Annotated in this window: 17 protein-coding genes; 11 read left to right on the top strand and 6 right to left on the bottom strand. The window is 71.6% G+C overall.

The features are described 5' to 3' along the window. Positions 1-36: 36 nt before the first annotated feature. From glpX to P0Y31_RS13235, 6 genes are all read left to right on the top strand, one after another. Positions 37-1,083 (top strand): class II fructose-bisphosphatase, encoded by a 1,047-nt coding sequence (glpX, locus tag P0Y31_RS13260; protein ID WP_275870105.1) that lies wholly within the window; start codon positions 37-39, stop codon positions 1,081-1,083. 28 nt (positions 1,084-1,111) lie between these two features. Next, positions 1,112-2,026 (top strand): carbohydrate kinase, encoded by a 915-nt coding sequence (locus P0Y31_RS13255; RefSeq protein WP_275870104.1) that lies wholly within the window; start codon positions 1,112-1,114, stop codon positions 2,024-2,026. A gap of 90 nt (positions 2,027-2,116) precedes the next feature. After that, positions 2,117-3,814: a fumarate hydratase gene (locus P0Y31_RS13250; protein WP_275870103.1), complete on the top strand. Its 1,698-nt coding sequence runs from the start codon at positions 2,117-2,119 to the stop codon at positions 3,812-3,814. 11 nt (positions 3,815-3,825) lie between these two features. Then, positions 3,826-4,326, top strand: coding sequence for a carbonic anhydrase (locus P0Y31_RS13245; RefSeq protein ID WP_275870102.1), 501 nt, complete (start codon positions 3,826-3,828; stop codon positions 4,324-4,326). Positions 4,327-4,367: 41 nt separating this feature from the next. Further along, on the top strand, positions 4,368-5,735 hold the full coding sequence (locus tag P0Y31_RS13240; RefSeq protein WP_275870100.1) for a GH1 family beta-glucosidase: 1,368 nt from the start codon (positions 4,368-4,370) through the stop codon (positions 5,733-5,735). A 9-nt stretch (positions 5,736-5,744) separates the two neighbouring features. Then, a complete protein-coding gene (locus tag P0Y31_RS13235; RefSeq protein ID WP_275870098.1) occupies positions 5,745-6,512 on the top strand; it encodes a LuxR C-terminal-related transcriptional regulator in 768 nt (255 codons plus the stop codon). Positions 6,513-6,599: 87 nt separating this feature from the next. Here the strand turns inward: P0Y31_RS13235 and glmM are convergent, their stop codons facing one another. The 3 genes from glmM to rplM all read right to left on the bottom strand — a co-directional run bounded on the left by glmM (position 6,600) and on the right by rplM (position 9,046). After that, positions 6,600-7,949: a phosphoglucosamine mutase gene (glmM, locus tag P0Y31_RS13230; protein WP_275870096.1), complete on the bottom strand. Its 1,350-nt coding sequence runs from the start codon at positions 7,947-7,949 to the stop codon at positions 6,600-6,602. Positions 7,950-8,089: 140 nt separating this feature from the next. Beyond that, entirely contained in the window at positions 8,090-8,593 is a 504-nt protein-coding gene (gene rpsI / locus P0Y31_RS13225) for a 30S ribosomal protein S9 (protein WP_275870094.1), read from the bottom strand. Between the two features lie 9 nt (positions 8,594-8,602). Continuing rightward, the gene (gene rplM / locus P0Y31_RS13220) at positions 8,603-9,046 is read right to left on the bottom strand and encodes a 50S ribosomal protein L13 (RefSeq protein ID WP_275870092.1); all 444 of its coding nucleotides are present in this window, start codon (positions 9,044-9,046) and stop codon (positions 8,603-8,605) included. 294 nt (positions 9,047-9,340) lie between these two features. Here rplM and P0Y31_RS13215 point away from each other — a divergent pair, with 294 nt between their 5' ends. The 4 genes from P0Y31_RS13215 (at position 9,341) to P0Y31_RS13200 (ending at position 12,441) form a co-directional block, all read left to right on the top strand. Then, a complete protein-coding gene (locus tag P0Y31_RS13215; protein ID WP_275870521.1) occupies positions 9,341-9,913 on the top strand; it encodes a helix-turn-helix domain-containing protein in 573 nt (190 codons plus the stop codon). After that, positions 9,910-11,202, top strand: a complete 1,293-nt coding sequence (locus tag P0Y31_RS13210) for an MFS transporter (RefSeq protein WP_275870090.1) — start codon at positions 9,910-9,912, stop codon at positions 11,200-11,202. The genes P0Y31_RS13215 and P0Y31_RS13210 overlap by 4 nt, the downstream gene beginning before the upstream one ends. 82 nt (positions 11,203-11,284) lie before the next feature. Further along, a complete protein-coding gene (locus P0Y31_RS13205; protein ID WP_275870088.1) occupies positions 11,285-11,773 on the top strand; it encodes a cupin domain-containing protein in 489 nt (162 codons plus the stop codon). Between the two features lie 5 nt (positions 11,774-11,778). Further along, positions 11,779-12,441, top strand: coding sequence for an LmeA family phospholipid-binding protein (locus tag P0Y31_RS13200; protein ID WP_275870086.1), 663 nt, complete (start codon positions 11,779-11,781; stop codon positions 12,439-12,441). A gap of 106 nt (positions 12,442-12,547) precedes the next feature. Here the strand turns inward: P0Y31_RS13200 and pulA are convergent, their stop codons facing one another. Both pulA and P0Y31_RS13190 read right to left on the bottom strand, forming a co-directional pair. Beyond that, positions 12,548-18,328, bottom strand: a complete 5,781-nt coding sequence (gene pulA, locus P0Y31_RS13195) for a pullulanase-type alpha-1,6-glucosidase (RefSeq protein WP_275870084.1) — start codon at positions 18,326-18,328, stop codon at positions 12,548-12,550. 154 nt (positions 18,329-18,482) lie between these two features. Continuing rightward, on the bottom strand, positions 18,483-20,165 hold the full coding sequence (locus P0Y31_RS13190; RefSeq protein WP_275870082.1) for an ATP-binding cassette domain-containing protein: 1,683 nt from the start codon (positions 20,163-20,165) through the stop codon (positions 18,483-18,485). A gap of 169 nt (positions 20,166-20,334) precedes the next feature. Here P0Y31_RS13190 and P0Y31_RS13185 point away from each other — a divergent pair, with 169 nt between their 5' ends. Then, entirely contained in the window at positions 20,335-21,210 is an 876-nt protein-coding gene (locus P0Y31_RS13185) for a hypothetical protein (RefSeq protein ID WP_275870080.1), read from the top strand. A 19-nt stretch (positions 21,211-21,229) separates the two neighbouring features. On the opposite strand, the gene truA is transcribed toward P0Y31_RS13185, so the two are convergent. After that, entirely contained in the window at positions 21,230-22,066 is an 837-nt protein-coding gene (truA, locus tag P0Y31_RS13180) for a tRNA pseudouridine(38-40) synthase TruA (RefSeq protein ID WP_275870519.1), read from the bottom strand. Between the last annotated feature and the right edge of the window lie 95 nt (positions 22,067-22,161).

Genomic DNA, 22,161 nt, shown 5'->3' with positions numbered 1-22,161 from the left:
ACCGCATCACCCGCTGACGCGTGAAGGAAATGCCGCATGCCCGAAGACACCCTGCCCAGTGCCCTCCGCGTGGGTGGCGAGGCCCCGGACCGCAACCTCGCCCTGGAGCTGGTCCGCGTCACCGAGGCTGCGGCCATGGCCGGTGGCCGGTGGGTGGGCCGCGGCGACAAGAACGGCGCCGACGGCGCGGCCGTGGAGGCCATGCGGGCGCTCATCTCGACGGTGTCGATGAAGGGCACCGTCGTGATCGGCGAGGGCGAGAAGGACGACGCCCCGATGCTCTACAACGGCGAGGAGGTCGGCGACGGCAACGGCCCGGAGTGCGACGTCGCGGTCGACCCGATCGACGGCACCACGCTCACGGCGAAGGGACAGTCCAACGCCGTCTCGGTGCTCGCCGTCTCCGAGCGCGGCTCGATGTACGACCCCAGTGCGGTCTTCTACATGGACAAGCTGGTGACCGGACCCGAGGCGGCCGACGTCGTCGACATCCGCCTGCCCGTGAAGGAGAACATCCGGCGCATCGCCAAGGCCAAGCGCGAGAGCCCCGAGGACGTCACGGTCGTCATGCTCGACCGGCCCCGCCACGAGGGCATCGCCAAGGAGGTCCGCGACGCCGGCGCCCGGCTGCGGTTCATCTCCGACGGCGACGTGGCGGGCGCGATCATGGCCGCCCGCGACGACACCGGCATCGACCTGCTCCTCGGCATCGGCGGCACCCCGGAGGGCATCATCGCCGCCTGCGCCATCAAGTGCCTCGGCGGCGTGATCCAGGGCCGCCTGTGGCCCCAGGACGACGACGAGCGGCAGCGGGCCGTCGACGCCGGCCACGACCTCGACGCCGTGCTGGCCACCGACGACCTCGTCACCAGCGAGAACTGCTTCTTCGTCGCCACCGGCATCACCGACGGCGAGCTCCTCAAGGGCGTCCGCTACCGCGCCGGCAGCATCACCACCCACTCGCTGGTGATGCGCTCGAAGTCGGGCACGATCCGCGTCATCGAGAGCCACCACCAGCTCGAGAAGCTGCGGGCCTACAGCGCGATCGACTTCGAGCGCGGCGCCACGGCCCGGCAGTCGTGAGCGAGCGCTGCTGTGAGCGGGTTCTGCGATGAGTGAGCGCGTCCTCGTCATCGGCGAGGCCCTGATCGACCGGGTCAGCGACGCTGACGGAGACGTGGTCGAGCACCCGGGCGGCAGCCCCGCCAACGTCGCCGTCGGCCTGGCCCGGCTCGACCACCACGTCGACTTCGCGACGCGGCTCGGAGGCGACGAGCGCGGCACCCGCATCGCGAACCACCTGACGCGGCACGGTGTCTCGCTGCTGCGCACCACTACCGGGAAGCACCCCACCTCCGTGGCCGAGGCCCGGCTCGACGCCGCTGGCGCCGCGGAGTACACCTTCGACCTGCACTGGGACCTGCCCCACGTCGACATCCCGGCCAAGGTGGGCCACGTCCACACGGGCTCCATCGCCGCGATCCTCGAGCCGGGCGCCCGGTCCGTGCTGGCCGCCCTGGGGGCAGCCCGCGAGCACGCCACGGTGTCCTACGACCCCAACATCCGGCCCGACATCATGGGTGACCTCGACCTGGTCCGCGAGCGCGTCGAGGAGCTCATCGCCCTCGCCGACGTCGTCAAGGCGAGCGAGGACGACCTGCTCCTGCTCTACCCGGGCTCGCCCGTCTCGGAGGTGCTCCGCCGCTGGGGCACCCTCGGACCGACCCTCGTCGTCGTCACGCGTGGCCCGCACGGGGTCGTCTTCGGCCTGAGCACCACCGGTGAGGTCGCCTCCGCCCCGACGCGCGCCGAGACGGTGGTCGACACCGTGGGCGCCGGCGACTCGTTCATGGCAGGGCTGCTCTCGGGTCTCGCCTCGGCGGGCCTGACCGGCGCCGAGGGCCGCAAGCGCCTGGCCCAGGCGACGCTGGCCGAGGTGCGCCCCGCGGTCGACCGTGCCCTGGCCTGCGCGGCGGCCACCGTCGCGCGAGCCGGCGCCTACGCGCCGAGCCTCGACGAGCTCTGAGCGGTATGCCGCGTGGAGCCGGGCGCAGGCCCGCTCCACGCCGGCCGTAGAGTGACCCCGAGTGTGTCGCGCCCCCGAGGAGTCCTGCCCATGGCCGAGTTCGCCTATGAAGACCTGCTGCCGATCGGTCCCGACCAGACCGACTACCGCCTCCTCACGACCGAGGGTGTGCGCACGGTGGAGGGTCCCGGCGGCCGCACGTTCCTCGAGGTCTCGCCGGAGGCGCTGCGCACCCTGACGGCCGAGGCCATGCACGACATCGCGCACTACCTGCGCCCGGCCCACCTCGCGCAGCTGCGCCGGATCATCGACGACCCCGAGGCCTCGAACAACGACAAGTTCGTCGCCCTCGACCTGCTGAAGAACGCCAACATCGCCGCCGGCGGCGTGCTGCCGATGTGCCAGGACACCGGCACCGCCATCGTCATGGGCAAGCGCGGCCAGCACGTGCTGACCGCGGGCACCGACGAGGCGGCCGTCGCGCAGGGCGTGTACGACGCCTACACCAAGCTCAACCTGCGCTACTCCCAGATGGCCCCGGTGACGACCTGGGAGGAGAAGAACACCGGCTCCAACCTCCCGGCCCAGATCGAGCTCTACGCCGACACCGCCCCCGGCCACGAGAACACCTACAAGTTCCTCTTCATGGCCAAGGGAGGCGGCAGCGCCAACAAGTCGTTCCTCTACCAGGAGACCAAGGCGGTCCTGAACCCCGAGCGGATGATCGCCTTCCTCGACGAGAAGCTGCGCTCCCTCGGCACCGCCGCCTGCCCGCCCTACCACCTCGCCATCGTCATCGGCGGCACCAGCGCCGAGTTCGCCCTCAAGACAGCCAAGTACGCCTCGGCGAAGTACCTCGACGAGCTGCCCACCACCGGCTCCGCCGAGACCGGCCGCGGGTTCCGTGACACCGAGCTCGAGGAGCGGGTGCTCGAGCTGACCCGCAACTTCGGCATCGGGGCACAGTTCGGCGGCAAGTACTTCTGCCACGACGTCCGCGTCGTGCGGCTCCCGCGGCACGGCGCCTCGCTCCCGGTGGCCATCGCCGTCTCCTGCTCCGCCGACCGCCAGGTGCTGGGCAAGATCACCCCCGACGGCGTCTTCCTCGAGCAGCTCGAGCGCGACCCCGCACGGTTCCTGCCCGAGACCACCGAGGCGCACCTCGAGGCCCTCGACAGCGAGGCCGTCTCCGACGACGTGGTGCGCATCGACCTGAACCGGCCGATGGACCAGATCCGGGCCGAGCTCTCGAAGTACCCCGTCAAGACGCGGCTGTCGCTGACCGGCCCCCTCGTGGTCGCGCGCGACATCGCGCACGCCAAGATCAAGGAGCGCCTCGACGCCGGCGAGGAGATGCCGCAGTACCTCAAGGACCACGCGGTCTACTACGCCGGGCCGGCCAAGACCCCCGAGGGCTACGCCAGCGGCTCCTTCGGCCCGACCACCGCCGGCCGCATGGACAGCTACGTCGACCAGTTCCAGGCCGCCGGAGGCTCGATGGTCATGCTGGCCAAGGGCAACCGCTCGAGGCAGGTCACCGACGCGTGCCGGGCGCACGGCGGGTTCTACCTCGGCTCGATCGGCGGCCCGGCCGCCCGGCTCGCCCAGGACTGCATCAAGTCCGTCGAGGTCATCGAGTACCCCGAACTCGGCATGGAAGCCGTCTGGAAGATCGAGGTGGAGGACTTCCCCGCCTTCATCGTCGTCGACGACAAGGGCAACGACTTCTTCGCCGAGACCGCCAAGCCCATGGCGATGAGCATCAGCAGGCGCCCGGGCCTGCTCTGAGGGAGGACGACATGGACACGACAGCTTTCGACGATCTGCTCGAGGCCAACCGCAAGTTCGCCAGGACGTTCGCGCTGAGCGGCTTCGACGGCATCGCCCATGCCGGCGTCGCCATCGTCACCTGCATGGACTCGCGGATCGACCCGCTCGGCATGGTGGGGCTCAAGCCGGGTGACGCGAAGATCTTCCGCAACCCCGGCGGCCGCGTCACCCCGCAGGCGCTGGAGGCGCTCGTGCTCGGGGCGCACCTGCTCGGCGTCAGGCGCATCCTGGTGGTCCCCCACACCCGGTGTGCCATGGCGACCCACACCGAGGACCAGCTGCACGCCGCGGTGGGCGAGTCTGCGGGACAGGACGCGTCGTGGCAGCCCTTCGGCGTGGTGGACGACCAGCGCGAGGCGCTCCGGCAGGACCTGGCGAAGGTGCGCTCCCACCCGCTGGTGCCCGACTCGGTCGCCGTCGGCGGGTTCCTCTACGACGTCGACACCGGCCTGCTCGAGCCTGTCGGCTGACCACCCGCGACATCCGGTCGCCCGGTCCTAGGCTGGCGCCCATGGGCCAGAACGACCGCAGGTTCCCCGACGGCTTCCTGTGGGGCGCCGCCACCGCCAGCTACCAGATCGAGGGCGCCGTGGCCGAGGACGGCCGCCTGCCCTCCATCTGGGACACCTTCTCCCACACGCCGGGACGGGTGCTGAACGGCGACACCGGCGACGTGGCCTGCGACCACTACCACCGGGTCGACGAGGACGTCCCCCTCATGGCCGACCTCGGGCTGCAGGCCTACCGCTTCTCCATCGCCTGGCCGCGCGTGCTTCCCATGGGCACCGGCGCGGTCAACCGGGCCGGACTCGACTTCTACTCCCGCCTGGTCGACCGCCTGCTCGAACGGGGCATCCGTCCGTTCGCCACGCTCTACCACTGGGACCTGCCCCAGGCGCTCGACGACCGGGGCGGCTGGCTCAACCGCGACAGCGCCGCCTGGTTCGCCGACTACGCCGGCACCGTGGTGGCGCACCTCGGCGACCGCGTCAAGAACTGGACGACGCTCAACGAGCCCTGGTGCTCCTCCGTGCTGAGCTACAGCATCGGGGAGCACGCCCCCGGCCACCATGACGTCGCCGAGTCGCTCGTCGCCGCCCACCACCTGCTGCTCGCCCACGGAGTCGCCGTCCGGGTGATCCGGGAGGGCTGCAAGGGCGCCGAGGTCTCGATCACGCTGAACCTCACCGACATCCGCACGCCGGACGCCAGCCCGGAGAACCTGGCCGCCGCACGCCGGGCCGACAACGCCCACAACGCGATGTTCCTCGAACCGGTGCTGGAGGGCCGCTACCCGGCCGACTTCCTCGACGACACCGCGTTCGTCACCTACCACGGCCACATCCACGAAGGCGACCTCGAGGTCATCAGCGCCCCGCTCGACAACCTCGGGGTCAACTACTACACGACCACCCGCGTGCGGGCCCGGCTGGACGATCCGGTCCCCTCGCCGCTGCCCGGCTGCGACACCGTTGAGGTCCTGCCGGCCCAGCCCCCGGTCACCGACATGGGCTGGGAGGTCGACCCCACGGGCCTGCGGAACCTGCTCGTGAGAATCGCCGAGCAGCACCGGAACATCCCCGTCCTCATCACCGAGAACGGCTCCGCGTGGCCCGACGTGGTGTCCGACGACGGCGCCGTCCACGACGGCGACCGCACGGCATACCTGCACGCGCACCTCGACGCCGTGGCCGAGGCGGTCGCCGCGGGCGCCGACGTCCGCGGCTACTTCGCCTGGTCACTGATGGACAACTTCGAGTGGGCGTTCGGCTACAGCAAGCGGTTCGGCCTCGTGCACGTCGACTACGCGTCGCAGAAACGCACCATCAAGGACTCCGGTCGGGCCTACTCTGAGGTGATCTCCACCACCCACCGATGAGGGAGAGCCATGGACGACGTGCAGCACTGGCTCGCGCTTGCTGCGGACGTCCTCGGCGAGCCCGAGCCGCACACCGCTGAGCTGCTGCTGGCCGAGGGCCTGCGCACGTGGGGTCGCGCCTACCTGACCGTGCGCACCGTCACCAAGCCGGTGGTGCACCCGGACGAGGTGGCGCTCTACCCGCCGGCCCCGTGGGAGCGCACCGACACGTGGGAGCATGCCGTCGAGTCCACGGCCCTGCAGCACCCCCTCTACGCCTACAACGCCAGCACCCAGACCTCACGCCCGGCCACCATGACCGGCGTCGTTGCCCGGGGCTGGGAGCTCACCGACCTGGTCGCCGCCCTGATGGAGCAGCTCGGTTTCACCGAGCACCAGATGACGATCCCGCTGGCCCCGAACCCTCACGGCGCACGGGACACCTACGCCCTCGTCAGCGAGGACGCCTACCTCGACGAGGACGTGGAGCGGGCGGCGTCGGTCCAGTCGCTCATCGCCGGGCTGGACGCGCACGTCCAGCTGCTCCGGGCGGCCCGTGCCGCGGGCACGGCAGCCCCCGACCCGACCGCGGTGCCGCTCACCCCGCGCGAGCGCATCGTGCTCGACCTCATCGCACGCGGCCACACCGTGGACGGCATCGCGACCCGGCTGGCGATCTCACCTCGCACGGTCCACAAGCACCAGGAGCACCTCTACCGCAAGCTGGGCGCCGTGGACCGCCTCTCAGCCGTCCTCAGCGCCCAGCGACGAGGCCTGATCAGGTCCCCCGACCGCTGACCAGACCCTGTTCCCCTGCCTCCGTAGACAAGGCTCGCCGGTCCCGGCACGGCCCGCCATACGCAGCAGTGCGTACGATGGTCCGTCCTACTCGAGCGAGAGGCGGTTGCGCACGACCTCCACGAGGCGCTCCGCGACGGCCTCCGCGCGCTCGGTGTCCGCGGCCTCGACCATCACGCGCACCACCGGCTCGGTGCCGGACTTGCGCAGCAGCACCCGACCGGTGCCGGCCAGCGCGGCCTCCTCGGCCTTGACCGCCATCTGCAGCTCCTCGTCGCACTCGACGCGGGACTTGTCGACGCCCTTGACGTTGACCAGCACCTGCGGCAGCCGGGTCATCACGCTGGCCAGGTCGGCCAGCGTGCGCCCGGTCTGAGCGACCCGAGCCGCCAGCATCAGGCCGGTGAGGACACCGTCACCGGTGGTGCCGTGGTCGAGGAAGATCACGTGCCCGGACTGCTCGCCGCCCAGGGAGAGCGAGGAGCGGCGCATCTCCTCGAGCACGTAGCGGTCGCCCACCGCGGTCTGCACGACGGCGACACCTTCGCGCTCCATGGCCTGCAGGAGGCCCAGGTTGCTCATCACGGTGGTGGCGAGGGTGTCCTTGGCGAGGCAGCCGCGGTCCTTCAGGTCCAGCGCGAGGATCGCCATGATCTGGTCGCCGTCGACCTCGGTGCCGCTGGCGTCGACCGCGAGGCACCGGTCGGCGTCGCCGTCGTGGGCGATGCCGAGGTCGGCGCCCCGGGCGAGGACGGCCTCCTTGAGGTGCTCGAGGTGGGTCGAGCCGTAACCGTCGTTGATGTTCAGGCCGTCAGGTTCGGTGCCGATCTCGTAGACCGTGGCACCGGCGAGGCGGAACACCTCCGGCGAGACCTGGCTCGCGGCGCCATGGGCGCCGTCGATGACGACGGTGAGGCCGTCGAGGCGGTTGGGCAGCACGGTCAGCAGGTGGCTGATGTAGCGGGTGTGGCCGTCGCGCATCTGGTGGATGCGACCCACGTGGGCCCCGGTCGGCCGCACCCACTCCTGGTCGAGGCGCGCAGCGATCTCGTCCTCCACCTCGTCGGGCAGCTTGTGCCCGCCCTCGGCGAAGAACTTGATGCCGTTGTCGGGCATCGCGTTGTGGGAGGCCGACAGCATGACGCCGAAGTCGGCGTGGGTGTCGGCGGTCAGGTAGGCGACGGCCGGCGTCGGCAGCACGCCGGCGTCGTAGACGTCGACACCGGCGGAGGCCAGGCCCGCCACCACGGCGGCGGACAGGAACTCACCGGACGCACGCGGGTCCCGCCCCACGACGGCCTTGGGGCGGCGGCCCTGGGCGAGCGAGGCGTCGCCGAGGACGTGGGCTGCCGCAACCGAGAGGCTGAGGGCGAGCTCGGGGGTGATGTCGACGTTCGCGAGGCCGCGGACGCCGTCGGTCCCGAAGAGTCGTGCCATGTCAGATGTGCCTTTCGAGTTCACGCGAGGGCAGGCCGGCCGTCTGGTGGGGCGACGGGGCCGAACCTACCCCGAACAACACCGATGGCGGCACCCGAGAACCCGGGTGCCGCCATGGGCAGCGCGCAGATCCTCCGGGATCAGCGCTTGGAGTACTGCGGGGCCTTGCGGGCCTTCTTGAGACCAGCCTTCTTGCGCTCCGGGACGCGGGCGTCACGGGTCAGGAAGCCGGCCTTCTTCAGCGTCGGACGGTTCAGCTCCTCGTCCACGCCGTTCAGCGAGCGCGCCACGCCGAGGCGGACGGCACCGGCCTGGCCGGAGGGGCCACCGCCGTGCACGCGCACGAGCACGTCGTAGGCGCCGTCGAGCTCGAGCACCTTGAGGGGCTCGTTGACCAGCTGCTGGTGGACCTTGTTCGGGAAGTAGTCCTCGAGCGAGCGCCCGTTGATCTTCCACTCGCCGGTGCCGGGGACGATGCGCACGCGGGCGATGGCCTGCTTGCGGCGACCGGTGGCGGCACCGGGCGCCGAGGCGCTCGGGCGGCGGGCCGGCTCGCCCGAGACGGAGGTCTCGGACTCGGAGGTGTACTCGGTCAGCTCGACCTCGTCGCCCTCGAGGGCGTCAGTGTTCACGGAGTCAGTCACTGGGGATCCTTACTGGGAGACCTGGGAGATCTCGAACGGGACGGGCTTCTGGGCAGAGTGCGGGTGCTCGGCACCGGAGTAGACCTTGAGCTTGGTCAGCTGCTGACGGCCCAGGGTGGTCTTCGGGAGCATGCCGCGGACGGCCTTCTCGACTGCCTTGGCGGGGTTCCTGGCGAGCAGCTCCTGGTAGGACTGCGCCTTCAGGCCGCCCGGGAAGCCCGAGTGGCGGTACGCCTTCTTCTGCTCGAGCTTGGCGCCGGTGAGGGCCACCTTGTCGGCGTTGATGATGATGACGAAGTCGCCACCGTCAACGTGCGGGGCGAAGGTGGGCTTGTGCTTGCCGCGCAGCAGGATGGCGGTCTGGCTCGCGAGGCGGCCCAGCACGACGTCCGTCGCGTCGATCACGTGCCAGGTGCGAGTGACCTCGCCCGGCTTCGGGGTGTAGGTGCGCAAGTGTCTGACCTTACGTTTCGGTGGTTCGTTCACTGGTTCACAACGATGTGTATGCCGCGTGCTCCCGAGGGGGCGGTGCCGCCCTGGAGGGCGCGCGACACAACAGTGATCAAGTTTACGGGTGGCCGACCCCAGACCCAAATCACCTACCCCGGGCCTTGAAACGGCCTCTGACCTGCGGTTTCTCACGAACACACTCCGTTTGCACAACTATTGTGCAAACAGAATGTGCATAGGTATTGTGCACACGTGAGCACGACACCTCCCCTCGACGGCCCCGGCGGCTACACCGGGATGCGCCTGGACACCACCGCACTCAAGGTGCTGGCCCACCCGCTCCGGTCCCGGCTGCTGAGCACCCTGCGCCGCGGTGGACCGGCAACCGCCACCGCCCTGGCCGCGGCCCTGGGCACCAACTCCGGGGCGACCTCCTACCACCTGCGCAAGCTGGAGTCGGTCGGCCTGGTCACCGACACCGGCGAGGGAGAGGGCAAGCGGCGGCTCTGGCGGGCCTCGACCGACAGCCACCAGTTCGAGCCCAGCGACTTCGCCGGTGACGAGAACGCCGAGACCGCCCTCAACTGGCTGGTCCGTGACTACACGCGGCACTTCGCCGAGCAGTTCGAGCGCTGGCTCGACGTCGAGGCGGCGTGGCCGGCGGAGTGGCGCGACGCGGCCGGCATGAGCGACAGCTACGTCATCGCCACCCCGGAGCAGGTCGAGGAGCTCAAGGCAGAGGTCGACGAGCTCATCGCCCGCTACCGCCGCGTGGGGCAGGGCAACCCGAGGGCCCGGCGGCTGGCCGTCTACAGCGTCCTCTACCCCCTCGACCTCGACAGCGCGCCCCAGCCGAAGGAGCAGTCATGAGCCCGAGCCACGCTCCCCTGTCGGCACCCGCCGCACGCCGGGTCTTCCTCCTGCTCAACGCGACGCGCTGGTTCCCCGTCGGCCTCGTCATCGGCGTGCTGACGCTGGTGGCACTGCAGCGCGGCATGAGCATCGCCCAGGTGGGCGTCATCCTGTCCGCGCAGGGGTTCGTGGTCCTGGCCCTCGAGCTCCCGACCGGCGGCTTCGCCGACGCGCTGGGGCGCCGGCCGGTGATGCTGGCCTCCGCCGTGGTCAGCCTGGTGTCGGTGGGGTTGTTCCTCGCGGCCGACAGCTTCTGGGTGTTCGTCCTCGCCTGGGCCCTGCAGGGCGTCTTCCGCGCCCTGGACTCCGGTCCACTGGAAGCCTGGTACGTCGACACCGCCCACGCCGACGACCCCACCCTGCCCGTGGAGCGGGCGCTCTCCGCGGCCGGGATGGTGATCGGGCTCGCCATCGCCGTCGGCGCCCTGATCTCCGGCGGGCTCATCGTGTGGCACCCCATCACGTCGATCACGGCCATCGAGCTGCCGGTCTACGTCGCGCTGGGGCTCGGCGTGGTGCACCTGCTGGCCATCGCGCTGTTCATGCGCGAGCCCCGCACCCACGTCGACGCCACCGGCTTCCGCCGCGCCATCAGCTCGGCGAGGCAGGCCCCGCGCACCATTGCCAGCGGCATACGGCTGCTGGGCACCTCGCGAGTCCTGCTCGCCCTCGTGCTGGTCGAGGTCTTCTGGGCCATCGGGATGATCGCCTTCGAGACGTTCAACCCGATCCGCCTCTCCGAGCTCGTCGGCGGCGAGGACCGCGCCGGCGCCCTCATGGGGCCCGTCTCCTCGGCAGCCTGGGGCCTCTTCGCGGCAGGCTCCGCGGCGGCCGGGCTGGTGAGCCGGCGGCTCGGCGTGGGCTGGACCGCCCTCGCCGCCAGGGTCCTGCAGGGGGTCTTCATCGTCGTCATGGGCCTGGTGGGTGGGCCTGCCGGACTCATCACGGCGTTCCTCATCACCTACACCCTCCACGGCTTCGCGGGGCCGGTGCACAACACGCTGCTGCACCGGGAGGCCGCGCCGACGAACCGCACCACGGTGCTGTCGATGAACTCCATGGTCGCCGGCGGGGCCTACAGCCTCGGGCTGCTGGTCCTCGGGCCGCTGGCCGAGCACACGTCGACGGCCCTCGCCATCGTCGTGTGCGGTGCGTTCAGCATCATCGGCGCGGCGCTCTACCTCCCCGCCATCCGGCACGAGCGGGCGAGCCTGGCCGCCGCCGAGCCCGAGGCGGTCGTGACCTAGTCCCGACCGGCTCCACCGACCGCCCCCGGTGGCGGCGACGGACGTCCTCCCCGTCGCCGCCACCGGGGGCACACTGTCACCCATGAGCTACCCACCGCCGATCTACTCCGGGGACGCCGGCGAGGCCAGCGCCTGGCTGCGGCCGGCGTGGGAGGCGCCCGACCTGCAGAGCCGCAGCACGGAGGTGCACTACCTCGCCACCGGCGCGACGACCGGCGGGCTCTTCGGCCTGTACCGCTACGAGATGTCCGCGGCTCGCAGCGGCCCGGACCCGCACTTCCACAGGACGATGGCCGAGTCGTTCTACATCCTGCGCGGGACGCTCCACCTCCACGACGGCACGGGCTGGCGCGACCTCGAGGTGGGCGACTTCGCGCACGTGCCGCCCGGCGGCATCCACGGGTTCCGCAACGAGTCGGGCGAGCCGGTCTCCATGCTCCTGCACTTCGCGCCCGGCGCGCCGCGCGAGTCCTACTTCGAGGCGGTGGCCGAGGTGGCCCGCGGCGAGCGCACCCTCAGCCCCGAGGAGTGGACCGAGCTCTACCGCCGACACGACCAGTACATGGTGTGACGCCGGTGCGCGCCTTCCTCCTCGGAGTCGTCTCGGGCGTCGTCGCGGTCGTGCTCGGTCTCGCCGCCCTCGTCCTCGTCGCCGGTGACCCCGGCACCGCCGCCCCGCCACCCCCGCCCGGCGTCTCGGCCACGCCGCTGCCCTCGCCGCCCGGTGACCTGCGCCGAGGCGAGACGTGGCTGCAGGCCGTCGCGCTCGACAGCTCGGTCGCCATCACTCCCGACGGCGCCTTCCGCGACGTGCGCGCCACCGGCCGCGACGTGCGCATGACCTCCGGGGGCCTGCGCGCCGGGACACTGCGCATCGAGGCCACCCTGCCGTTCGACGCCGCCGCTCGGCAGATCGGTTCGGGGGTGCAGCTGTATGCCGCCGGCGGAGGGAGGGCGGGCATCCGACGGAACGCGACGCTGCTGGGCCGCGATGTGCAGGTCCAAGCGACCGGCACCGTGCGCGCCGTCGGTGGCCGGCTCGTCATCGAGCCGGAGACGGTCGACCTCGGCGGCCCCGACCTGCTCGACACCGCGCTGTCGGCAGTCGCGCGCCGGCTCGTCACGATCCACCACACCGTCCAGGGCCTGCCCGCCGGGATGCGGCTCACCCACGTCACGGTGACACAGGCCGGCTTCCGGGCCACCCTCGACGGCACCGACGTCGTACTCACAGGCTGACGCCCGCCTGCACCGCTCCCCCGACGCCGAGATGGGGCCCCGTCACCACGCGCTGCGGCGTGTCGCGTGACGGAGCCCCATCTCGGCGGGGTCCAGCGGGTCGAGCTCAGCGCTGGACGAACACCGCCACGGTGCGCGCGGGGACGCTGGCCGACCCGGTCGAGGCGTCCCAGGTCGCCGTCTTCACCACCGCGTCGGAGCCCTGCGCCTGCACCGGCGACAGCGCCAGGGCTGCACCGGCCAGGCCCGGGACGTTCTGGGTCACGGCGTCCGGCGAGGCGTTGAACACCACCACGAGGCCCTTCAGGGCGGGGTCGACGTCGGCGCCCAGGGTGTCGTCGATGCGCATCGCGATGACGCCCTCGTGCGCGTCCGCCGTACCGCTGGCCGGGAACGACACCTTGGCGTTGATCGACTCCGCAGTGCCGAGCCGGAACAGCGGGGTGGAGAACCTCAGCCGCAGCAGGTCCTGGGCCTGCGCGGTGGCCGCCTTGACGTCGGAGGCGGCCGGCTTCAGCGCGGGGTCGGCGAGCAAAGGCGTCATGAACGACCACTTGCCCTGGTTGTCGCCGGCCGGCGGCAGGCCGTGGCCGAAGCCGTTGTCCTTGCCGGTCCAGTCGAGGGTGTTGAACCAGTCGCCGCTGTCGTAGCTGTTGCGGTCCAGCGACTTCGAGCGCAGCAGGTCGGCGCCCGCGTGCCAGAACGACGGCGTCTGCGACAGCGCCGTGGTCGCCAGCGACAGGGAGTTCATCCGCACCCGGTCGGCCATCGTCGTGCCCTGCGGCAGCTTGAACGCCAGGCTGTCGAACAGCGTCTCGTTGTCGTGGGCGTCGACATAGGTGACGACCTCGTCGGGCTGGTCGGCGTACCCCGCGGGCGCGTCGCCGTACTTCAGCTGGTCGCCGCGCCGGACCTCGCCGAACTCGTTGCTGCGGAAGGCGAACGAGCGCAGGTTGCCGGCCAGGCCGAGCTGCACGAGGTCGGTGTCGTGCTTCAGTGAGGCCGCCGGCGAGGGGTTGGCGGAGGCGTCGCCGTTGGGGTCGGTCGCCTCGCCACTGCCGAAGCCCTGCTTACGGGGGTTCTCGTCGAACGGCCCGCCCCCGCGCACGGCGTCGCGCAGCCGGTCGGAGAAGGAGCCGATGCCCGTGCCACCCAGCTGGCCCTGGGTCGCCTGGGTGAAGCGGGAGTTGTTCGCCACCTCGCCGAAGTTCCAGCCCTCGCCGTAGAGGTAGACCGCCTTCCCGTCGACGCCGTCCTTCGCCGGCGTCAGCGCATCGAGGGCGGCGCGCACGGCGAGCATGTTCTCGCGCGAGTGGTGGCCCATCAGGTCGAACCGGAAGCCGTCGACCTTGTAGTCCCGGGCCCACAGCACGACCGAGTCGACCATCAGCTTCTGCGCCATCTGGTGCTCGGTCGCGATGTTCTGGCAGCAGGTCGAGGTCTCCACGGCGCCGGTCGCGTTCAGACGGTGGTAGTAACCGGGGACGACCTTGTCCAGCACCGACTTCGCGTCCTGGCCGGAGGCTGCGGTGTGGTTGAACACCTGGTCGAGAACGACTCGCAGGCCGTCGCGGTGCAGCCCGCCGACCATGGTGCGGAACTCGGCCACCCGCGCGCCACCGTCGGCCTTGGCGGCTGTCGACGCGTAGGAGCCCTCGGGTGCGTTGAAGTGCCACGGGTCGTAGCCCCAGTTGAACGCGTCCTTGCCGCGCACCGCGTTGACACAGGCCTGCTGCCGGTCGCTGTCGGGCGCGTACGACTCCAGGTCGCACTCGGGCGTCGCCTGCTGGGCCGGGTCCTCCTCGATCGAGGCGATGTCGAAGGTCGGGAGCAGGTGCACGGTGTTCAGGCCGGCGTCGGCGAGCGCCTTGAGGTGCTTGGTGCCGTCGCCGTCCTCTGCGAACGCCAGGTAGGACCCGCGGTTCTCGGCACTCACGGTCTTGTCACCGACAGAGAAGTCGCGGACGTGCAGCTCGTAGATCGTGGAGTCCACGTCCTGCGCCAGCTTCGGCGACGGCGTCGTGCGCCACAGCGCGGGCTGGAAGGCCCGGTCGCGCAGGTCCACTGCCACCGAGCGCGTCGAGTTCAGCGTCAGCGCAACGGAGTACGGGTCGGTGACGAGGTTGGTCTCGACCTTCCCGGTGCTCGGCCCGAACACCGTGACCTCGTAGAGGTACCGCGCGTTCCGTTCGCCCGCCTGGGCCGTCCACGAGCCGTCACCGGCACGCTCCATCCGCGTGCGGGTGGCCTCCGCGACCGGCGCGTCCGCCGCCGCACCCGCCGGCCAGGTCAGCAGCGACACCTGCTGAGCCGTGGGGGCCCAGAGCCGGTATGCCGGCGCGCCGCCACCGAAGGTGGCGCCGTAGACCCGCGTGCTGGCCTTGCCGGCATACAGGCTGTCGAGGACGTAGGCGGTCTGCACGCCGGTGGCGTCGAGCAGCGCGCCGTTGTTGTCGTGCATCGCGACGGCGACCTGCCCACGCAGGATGTCATCGGCCTGGCGAGCGACCCTGTCCGACAGGCGAAGGGCGAGGTAGCCCTTCAGCTCGGGGCGCGAAGTGGTGACCTCGGCGGGCAGCCCGGCCGGGTCGTAGGAGAGGTCGGCCACGGAGCCGCCGGTCACCGCCTCGGCGTCCACGGCGAGAGCGCCGTCGGCCGACCAGTGCAGGCGCCAGTCGAGCAGCGCGGGGTTGGCCCCGGCGGGCGCGCCGTTCGCCGGCCACGCCAGCAGGCCCGGCTCGACCCAGAAGGCCTTGGCCTTCTTCAGGTCCGGGGCCGCACCCGGCTTCGACACCTTGGTGCTGATCTGGTGGGTGGCGAGCTCGTAGGACAGCGTGACGACCACGCCGTCGGAGGGCACCGACAGCGAGACGTTCGAGCCGCCGGCTGCGCCGCCGTCGCCGTAGTTCTCGTTCCAGCTCAGACCGTGCGCGATCTTGAACTCGTAGGAGCCGGCAGGGACCTGGTCGCTGGACCAGGTGTAGGTGCCGTCGCCGTCCGGGTCCTGCATCCAGGGGCGCATGCAGTCCGGGCTCCAGTCACCGGGGCAGCCGAGCTCGCTCTGGAAGGAGCCGGGCGCCGTGATGATCGGGCCCTGGGCGTCGGAGGTCACCCAGTGCGTCGCGTGGTCGTAGTAGAACGTGACCGGTCCCGCGGGCGCGGTGTACTCGATGTTGCCGCTGCCCGGCTGCGCACCGACGCCGTAGTTCTCGTCCCAGCTCTTGTTGACGGCAGCCTTGTACGCGTACGGCCCGGCCGGGAGCGTGTGGGTGCCCTTCCAGATCTGGTCCTTGGCGTCCAGCGTCAGCTGCGCCGCGGCACAGTCCGGCTGCCAGTCGCCCGCACACCCCATCTCGGAGTTGTGGTCGCCGGGCACGCTGACGGCCGCCGGCTGGACCACCGGGCCGACGCCACCGCCGTCACCGCCGCTGCCACCCGTGGCCGGGTCGCCGACGATGCCGTAGGAGGAGGTGGCCGAGACGTTGCCGCTGCTGTCCTTCACCAGGGCGCGGTACTCGAGCAGCGTGCCCTTGGCGAAGCCCGACACGTCGTGGAAGACGCGGTAGGGCGCGCTGTCGTCGGTGCCGACCGTCTTCCACTCCGAGGTGCCGACGGGGCGGTGGAGGAACGTGGTCTGCGCGAACGTGTTCTCGGTGATGGCGGCGCCGATCTCCGCGCGACCGCCCACGACCTCACCCGGCTGGGGCGAGGTGAGGTGTGCCGTCGGTGCCCCGTCGCGCTTGGCGAACCGGGCGGTGGCCTTGAACACCTGCACCGACAGGCTGGGCACGCTCACCGTGACGCGGCCGTCCTTGCCGGACTTCACGTCCTCGCTCGCGCCGTGGACCGGCTCGAAGGGCCGCTGGGCGCTGAAGGTCGCGAACGTCGCGGACTTCTCGGTCGTCGCGTTGTTGGCGACGACGAGGTACTCGGTGCCGGTCGCACGGTCGATGCGGGAGAAGGCGTAGATGCCGGCGTCGTCGCTGGCGTAGCGGTGCACCTGCGCACCGTCGGTCAGCGCGGGGTGGGCTGCACGCACCTTGGCCAGCTCCGAGATCTGCTGGTACAGAGGGCTGTTCGTGTCGTACCGGTCACGCGAACCGGACGACCCGCCGAGCACCGGCTCCGCGGCATACTGCTCCGTCTTCGTCGCGAACATGTCCTGGCGGGCGTCCTTGTCGCCGCCGGTGCCCATGAAGCCCTGCTCGTCGCCGTAGTAGACGACCGGCTGCCCGCGGGTGAGGAACATGAGGCTGTTGGCGAGCTGGGTGCGCTTCATCAGCTCGTCGCCGCTCGCCGACTTGCCGAGCATCATGGCGACCCGGCCCATGTCGTGGTTGCCGAGGAAGGTCGGGGTCTCGTAGACGTTGGAGTCGGCGTCGGTGTACCAGTCGTCGGTGGCGAAGAAGTCGCGCAGCTTGGTGGTGGCCGAGCCCTTGGCGAAGTCGACGGCGCTGGACTGGAAGCCGAAGTCCAGCGTGGCGGGCAGCTTCCCCGTCGTCGTGTACTGGCTCATGAACTCGGCGCGCGAGTCGTACACCTCGCCGAACATGAAGAAGTCGTCGTTGCCGACGGCCTTGGCGTGACCCATGACGTCGGGGCTGAACTTCTTCCAGAAGTCCATGTCGACGTGCTTGACCGTGTCGATGCGGAAGCCGTCGATGCCGAGGTCGACCCACGCCTTGTAGATGTCGCCCATCCCCTCGACGACCTCGGGCCGCTCGGTGAACAGGTCGTCGAGGCCGACGAAGTCGCCGTACTCGCTGGACTCGCCGGCGAAGGTCGAGTCACCGCGGTTGTGGTACATCGTCGGGTCGTTGAGCCAGGAGGGGGTCTTGGCGGTGCGGTCGGCCGTGTTGGGGAACACCGGCTTGTAGGGCGCGAACGTCTCGGCCTCGAGCGGCGGGAAGGTGTCGGTGCCGGCGTAGTCGCGGTCGTCGAAGGCCTTGCCGCTGGCGTCCTGGTAGGCGCGAGCCTCCTTGGAGACGTAGGAGTACTTGCCGCCCTCGTAGGCGATGACGTCGGCGGTGTGGTTGGTGATGATGTCGAAGAAGACCTTCATGCCCTTGGCGTGCGCCGCGTCGATGAGGGCCTTCATGTCCTCGTTGCTGCCGAGGTGGGGGTCGATCTGGGTGAAGTCGGTGATCCAGTAGCCGTGGTAGCCGGCGCTGGCGTTCGCCCCCTCCCCCTGCACGGGCCGGTTCTTGAACGACGGCGTCAGCCAGATCGCCGTGGTGCCGAGGCCCTTGATGTAGTCGAGCTTCTGCGTCACTCCCTTGAGGTCGCCGCCGTGGTAGAAGCCCTTGTCGGTCGGGTCGAAGCCGGTCTCGAGCCGACCACCGACGAGGCCGCCGTTGTCGTTGCCGGTGTCGCCGTTGGCGAACCGGTCGGCCATGAGGAAGTAGAACCGCTCCTTGGTCAGCGGGGCCCGCAGCGAGTCACCCGCGAGCGCCTCGTCAGCCTTGGTCGCCGCCCCCGACAGCTCGACCGGGGCGATGCCGATCCGGTGGGTCTCGTCGTCGTAGGAGAGCTCGAGCTTCGCCGGCCCCTCGAGGACGAGGGGGAGGTTGGCGCCGCCCTTCGCCCCGTCCTTGCCGTAGTTCTCGTCCCAGGAGCCGTTGATGGCCACCTTGAGCTCGTACGTGCCGGCGGGGACGTCGAAGACCTTCCGGTATGCCGTGGAGCCGGCGTCGCGGACGAGCTGGGTCGCCTCGCAGCCGGGCTGCCAGTCGCCGGGGCAGCCGAGCTCGTCCTGCAGGGAGCCGACGATGGTGGCGGTGCGCTCGGCCGCCTGGGCCGGGCCGGCCGTGAGCGGGACCGTGAGCCCCGAGGCGATGACGGCCAGGCCTGCGGCGAGCGCGACGAGGGCGGGGCGGCGGAGGGCCACGGACAGCTCCCTTGCTGTGTACGGGCGCAGACTGGGGCTGCGAGGACGGCAGCCCGCACAGGCTGCCGGGTCACCCTAGGCCCGTGGAACCCCCGTCAGGCATCTTCCGCCCGCAATTTCTGCAAGATTTTGCAGTCTCTTGACCATCGGCTCCTCAGCGCGCCCGCTCGACGCGCCCCTCGTCCCAGACCGGCTCGTCGGACTCGTAGACCCGCCCGTCCGCGCCGAAGACGAGGAAGCGGTCGAAGCCGCGGGCGAACCACCGGTCGTGGGTCACGGCGAGCACCGTGCCCTCGAAGGCGGCCAGGCCGTCCTCCAACGCCTCCGCGGAGTGCAGGTCGAGGTTGTCGGTGGGCTCGTCCAGCAGCAGGCAGGTCGCCCCGCTCAGCTCCAGCAGCAGGATCTGGAAGCGCGCCTGCTGTCCACCGGAGAGCGAGTCGAACGTCTGCTCGGCCGACTTGGCCAGGCCGTAGCGGTCGAGGGCCCGGGCCGCCTCGTCGCGGGGCTTGCCCGCCCGGTGCTCGTCGCCGCGGTGCAGGACCTCCAGGAGCGTGCGGCCCATCAGCGCCGGGTGCTCATGCGTCTGCGCGAACCAGCCCGGCCGCACCCGCGAGCCCAGCCGCAGCCGGCCCGTGTGCGCGACCGGTGCCGGCTTCACGTCGCCGACCGGCTGGTGCTCCGGCTCGGGGTCGGTGCCGCCCGCGGCGACGAGCCGGAGGAAGTGCGACTTCCCCGACCCGTTGCTGCCCAGCACCGCGACCCGTTCGCCGTACCAGACCTCGAGGTCGAACGGCCGCATCAGGCCGGTCAGCTCGAGGCCTTCGGCGATCACGGCGCGCTTGGCGGTGCGACCGCCGGTGAGACGCATGCGCACGTTCTGCTTGAGCGGCAGCGCCTCGGGCGGCCCAGCCTCCTCGAAGCGGCGCAGCCGGGTCCGCGCGGCCTGCAGCCGAGCGGCCATGTCGGAGTTGTAGGCCGCCTTCTGCTTGTACATGACCACGAGGGCCTTGAGCTTGGCGTGCTCCTCGTCCCAGCGGCGGCGCATCTCGTCGAGCTTCTCGAACCGGTCGGCCCGCGCCTGGTGATAGGTCGAGAACCGGCCCGGGTGCACCCACAGCGTCGACCCGGCAGCCCCGGGCTCCAGGGTCGCGATGCGGGTGGCCACCCGGTCGAGCAGCTCGCGGTCGTGGCTGATGAACAGCACCGTCTTCGGCGACTCGACCAGCCGCTCCTCGAGCCAGCGCTTGGCCGGCACGTCGAGGTAGTTGTCCGGCTCGTCGAGCAGCAGCACCTCCTCCGGGCCGCGCAGCAGCGCCTCGAGCACCAGTCGCTTCTGCTCCCCGCCCGAGAGGGTGGTGACCTTGCGCCACTGGGCCTTCTCGAACGGCATACCGAGCGCGGCCACGGTGCACACGTCCCACAACGTCTCGTAGTCGTAGCCGCCGGCGTCGGCCCAGTCGACCAGCGCCTGCGCGTAGTCGAGCTGGTCCTGCTCGCTGTCGCGCTCCATCATCAGCAGCTCGGTGCGGTCGACCGCCTCGGCCGCACGGCGCACCGGCTCCGGCGCCACCGAGACCAGCAGGTCGCGCACGGTCGAGTCGTCGCGCACCTTGCCGACGAACTGGCGCATCACTCCGAGACCGCCCGAGCGCGTGACGGCCCCCTCGTGGGCGGCGACGTCCCCGGCCACGATGCGGCCCAGCGTGGTCTTGCCGGTGCCGTTGGGGCCGATCAGGGCGACCTTGGCGCCCTCGCCGACACGGAGGCTGACCTCGTTCAGCAGCGGCCTGCCGTCGGGCAGGGTGAAGCTGACTGCGTTGATGTCGACGTGGCCCACGAGGCTCAAGTGTGGCGCACGCGAGCGCGGCCGTTCACCGGGTTTTCGGTATGCCGCGTGGCCGGCGTCCGCGGCTCCGCGGCTCGTCGGAGAACCGGGACCCGGCCTGCCCCCACCGCTCCCCCGCCACGACGCGCCACCGGCGCGGCCGCTGGCTAGGCTCGCGCTCGTGCCGTTGCTGGCCGCTGCCGCCCTCCTGACCGCCGGCCTGCCGCCCTCCACCGCGCAGGCCCTGCCCGCACCCGAGGCGCAGGGCACGCCCGAGGGGTCGAGCGCGCCGTCGAACCGCGCGATGTGGGTGTGGGACGTCTCGACTCCCGCCCAGACCGTGCAGCTGGCGCAGGACACCGGGGTCGGGCAGCTCTTCGTCGCGGTGCCGCCACGCCTGCCGAGCTCGCCGCTGCTGCCCCAGGTCCGCGAGATCGCGCAGCGTGCCACGGCCGCCGGCATCCGGGTCGACGCCCTCGGCGGCGACCCCGGCTGGGTCGACTCCCCGAGGTGGGTGGTGGAGTACTGGCTGAGGCCGGCGCTGGGCACCGGTCTCTTCGCCGGGGTGCACGTCGACGTCGAGCCCTGGACGACGAGCGCGTGGCAGAACGACCGCCCGGGGGTGGTCAGACGCTACCTCGGCACGCTGGAGACGATCGTCGCGGCGGCCGCCCCGGCCCCGGTCGAGGCCGACGTGCCGTTCTGGTTCCACGAGGTGCCCGCGTCAGGCTCGACCCTCGACCGCGCGGTCCTGTCCCGCGTCGCGGGGGTCTCGGTGATGGCGTACCGCGACACCGCCGCCGGGCAGGACGGCACCATCGCGCTCGCCACCCCGGCCGTCACCGTGGCGAGCGAGCTCGGTCGCTACGCGCGGGTGGGCCAGGAGACCAAAGACCTCGGAGACGACCCCGTCGCGCAGAGGCAGACCTTCCACGGCCAGACGCGCGGCGAGCTCGAGGAGCAGGTCGCCCAGGTCGAGGCAGCCCTCTCGGGCCTCGGCGGCTGGGCCGGCATCGCGAACCACGACTCCGTCGGCTACGCCGCGCTCGCCCCGTGAGCGACCACGCGCGACTCGCCTAGTCGGACAGGACGCGCACCGCTCGGGCCTGCTCCGCCCGTGCGGCCAGCTCGTCGTCCTGGGGGTAGACGACCTCCTCGAGGGAGAGCCCGTGGGCAGGCATGACCGCGACGCCGGGGTCGCGCCGGCGGGCGGCCAGCACCTGGGCCGGCCACTCGACCGGACGGCGACCCTCCCCCACCGGGACGACGGCGCCCACGAGCGCGCGCACCATGGAGTGACAGAAGGCGTCGGCCTCGACCGTGCCGGCGACCGTGCCGTCCGGCAGCCGCGCCCACGAGTAGGTCAGCAGGGTGCGCACGGTCGTGGCACCTTCCCGCTTCTTGCAGAAGGCGGCGAAGTCGGCGAAGCCGAGCATGCTGCGGGCTGCGGTGTCCATCGCCTCGACGTCGAGGCGGTGCTTGGTGACGACCGTGTCGCGGCGCCGCAGCGGGTCGAGCGAGGCGGGCTGGTCGCACAGGCGGTAGAGGTAGCGGCGCCGGACGGCCGAGAAGCGGGCGTCGAACCCCGCGGGGGCCTCCCGTGCGCGGCGCACCACGATGTCGGCCGGAAGGATGCCGTTCAGCCGGGTCACTGCCGCGACCTCCGGGCTGCGGTCCGACCGGCCGGGCACCGCGGCCCAGGCGGCCCGGTCGACATCGGCGTGGACCACCTGGCCGCGGGCGTGCACGCCCGCGTCGGTGCGGCCGGCGACGGTCAGCCGTACCGGCTCGGGCGCGCGCAGCAGCGTGGTGACCGCAGCGGTGAGCTCCCCCTCGACCGTGCGCCGTGCGGGCTGGGCGGCCCAGCCGGAGAAGTCGGTGCCGTCGTAGGCGACATCGAGCCGCACCCGCAGCACGTCAGGGCCTTGCGCCCCCCTCACACCTGGCTGCTCCACGCCGCCACCCTACGGCCCCGACCGCTGCAACCTTCGCCCCAGGTTGCGCCCAG

This window comes from Knoellia sp. 3-2P3 (assembly GCF_029223115.1).
Lineage (GTDB): Bacteria > Actinomycetota > Actinomycetes > Actinomycetales > Dermatophilaceae > Pedococcus_A.
The sequence above is the reverse complement of the archived record's forward strand: the minus strand, read 5'-3'. Positions and strand labels throughout refer to the sequence as shown.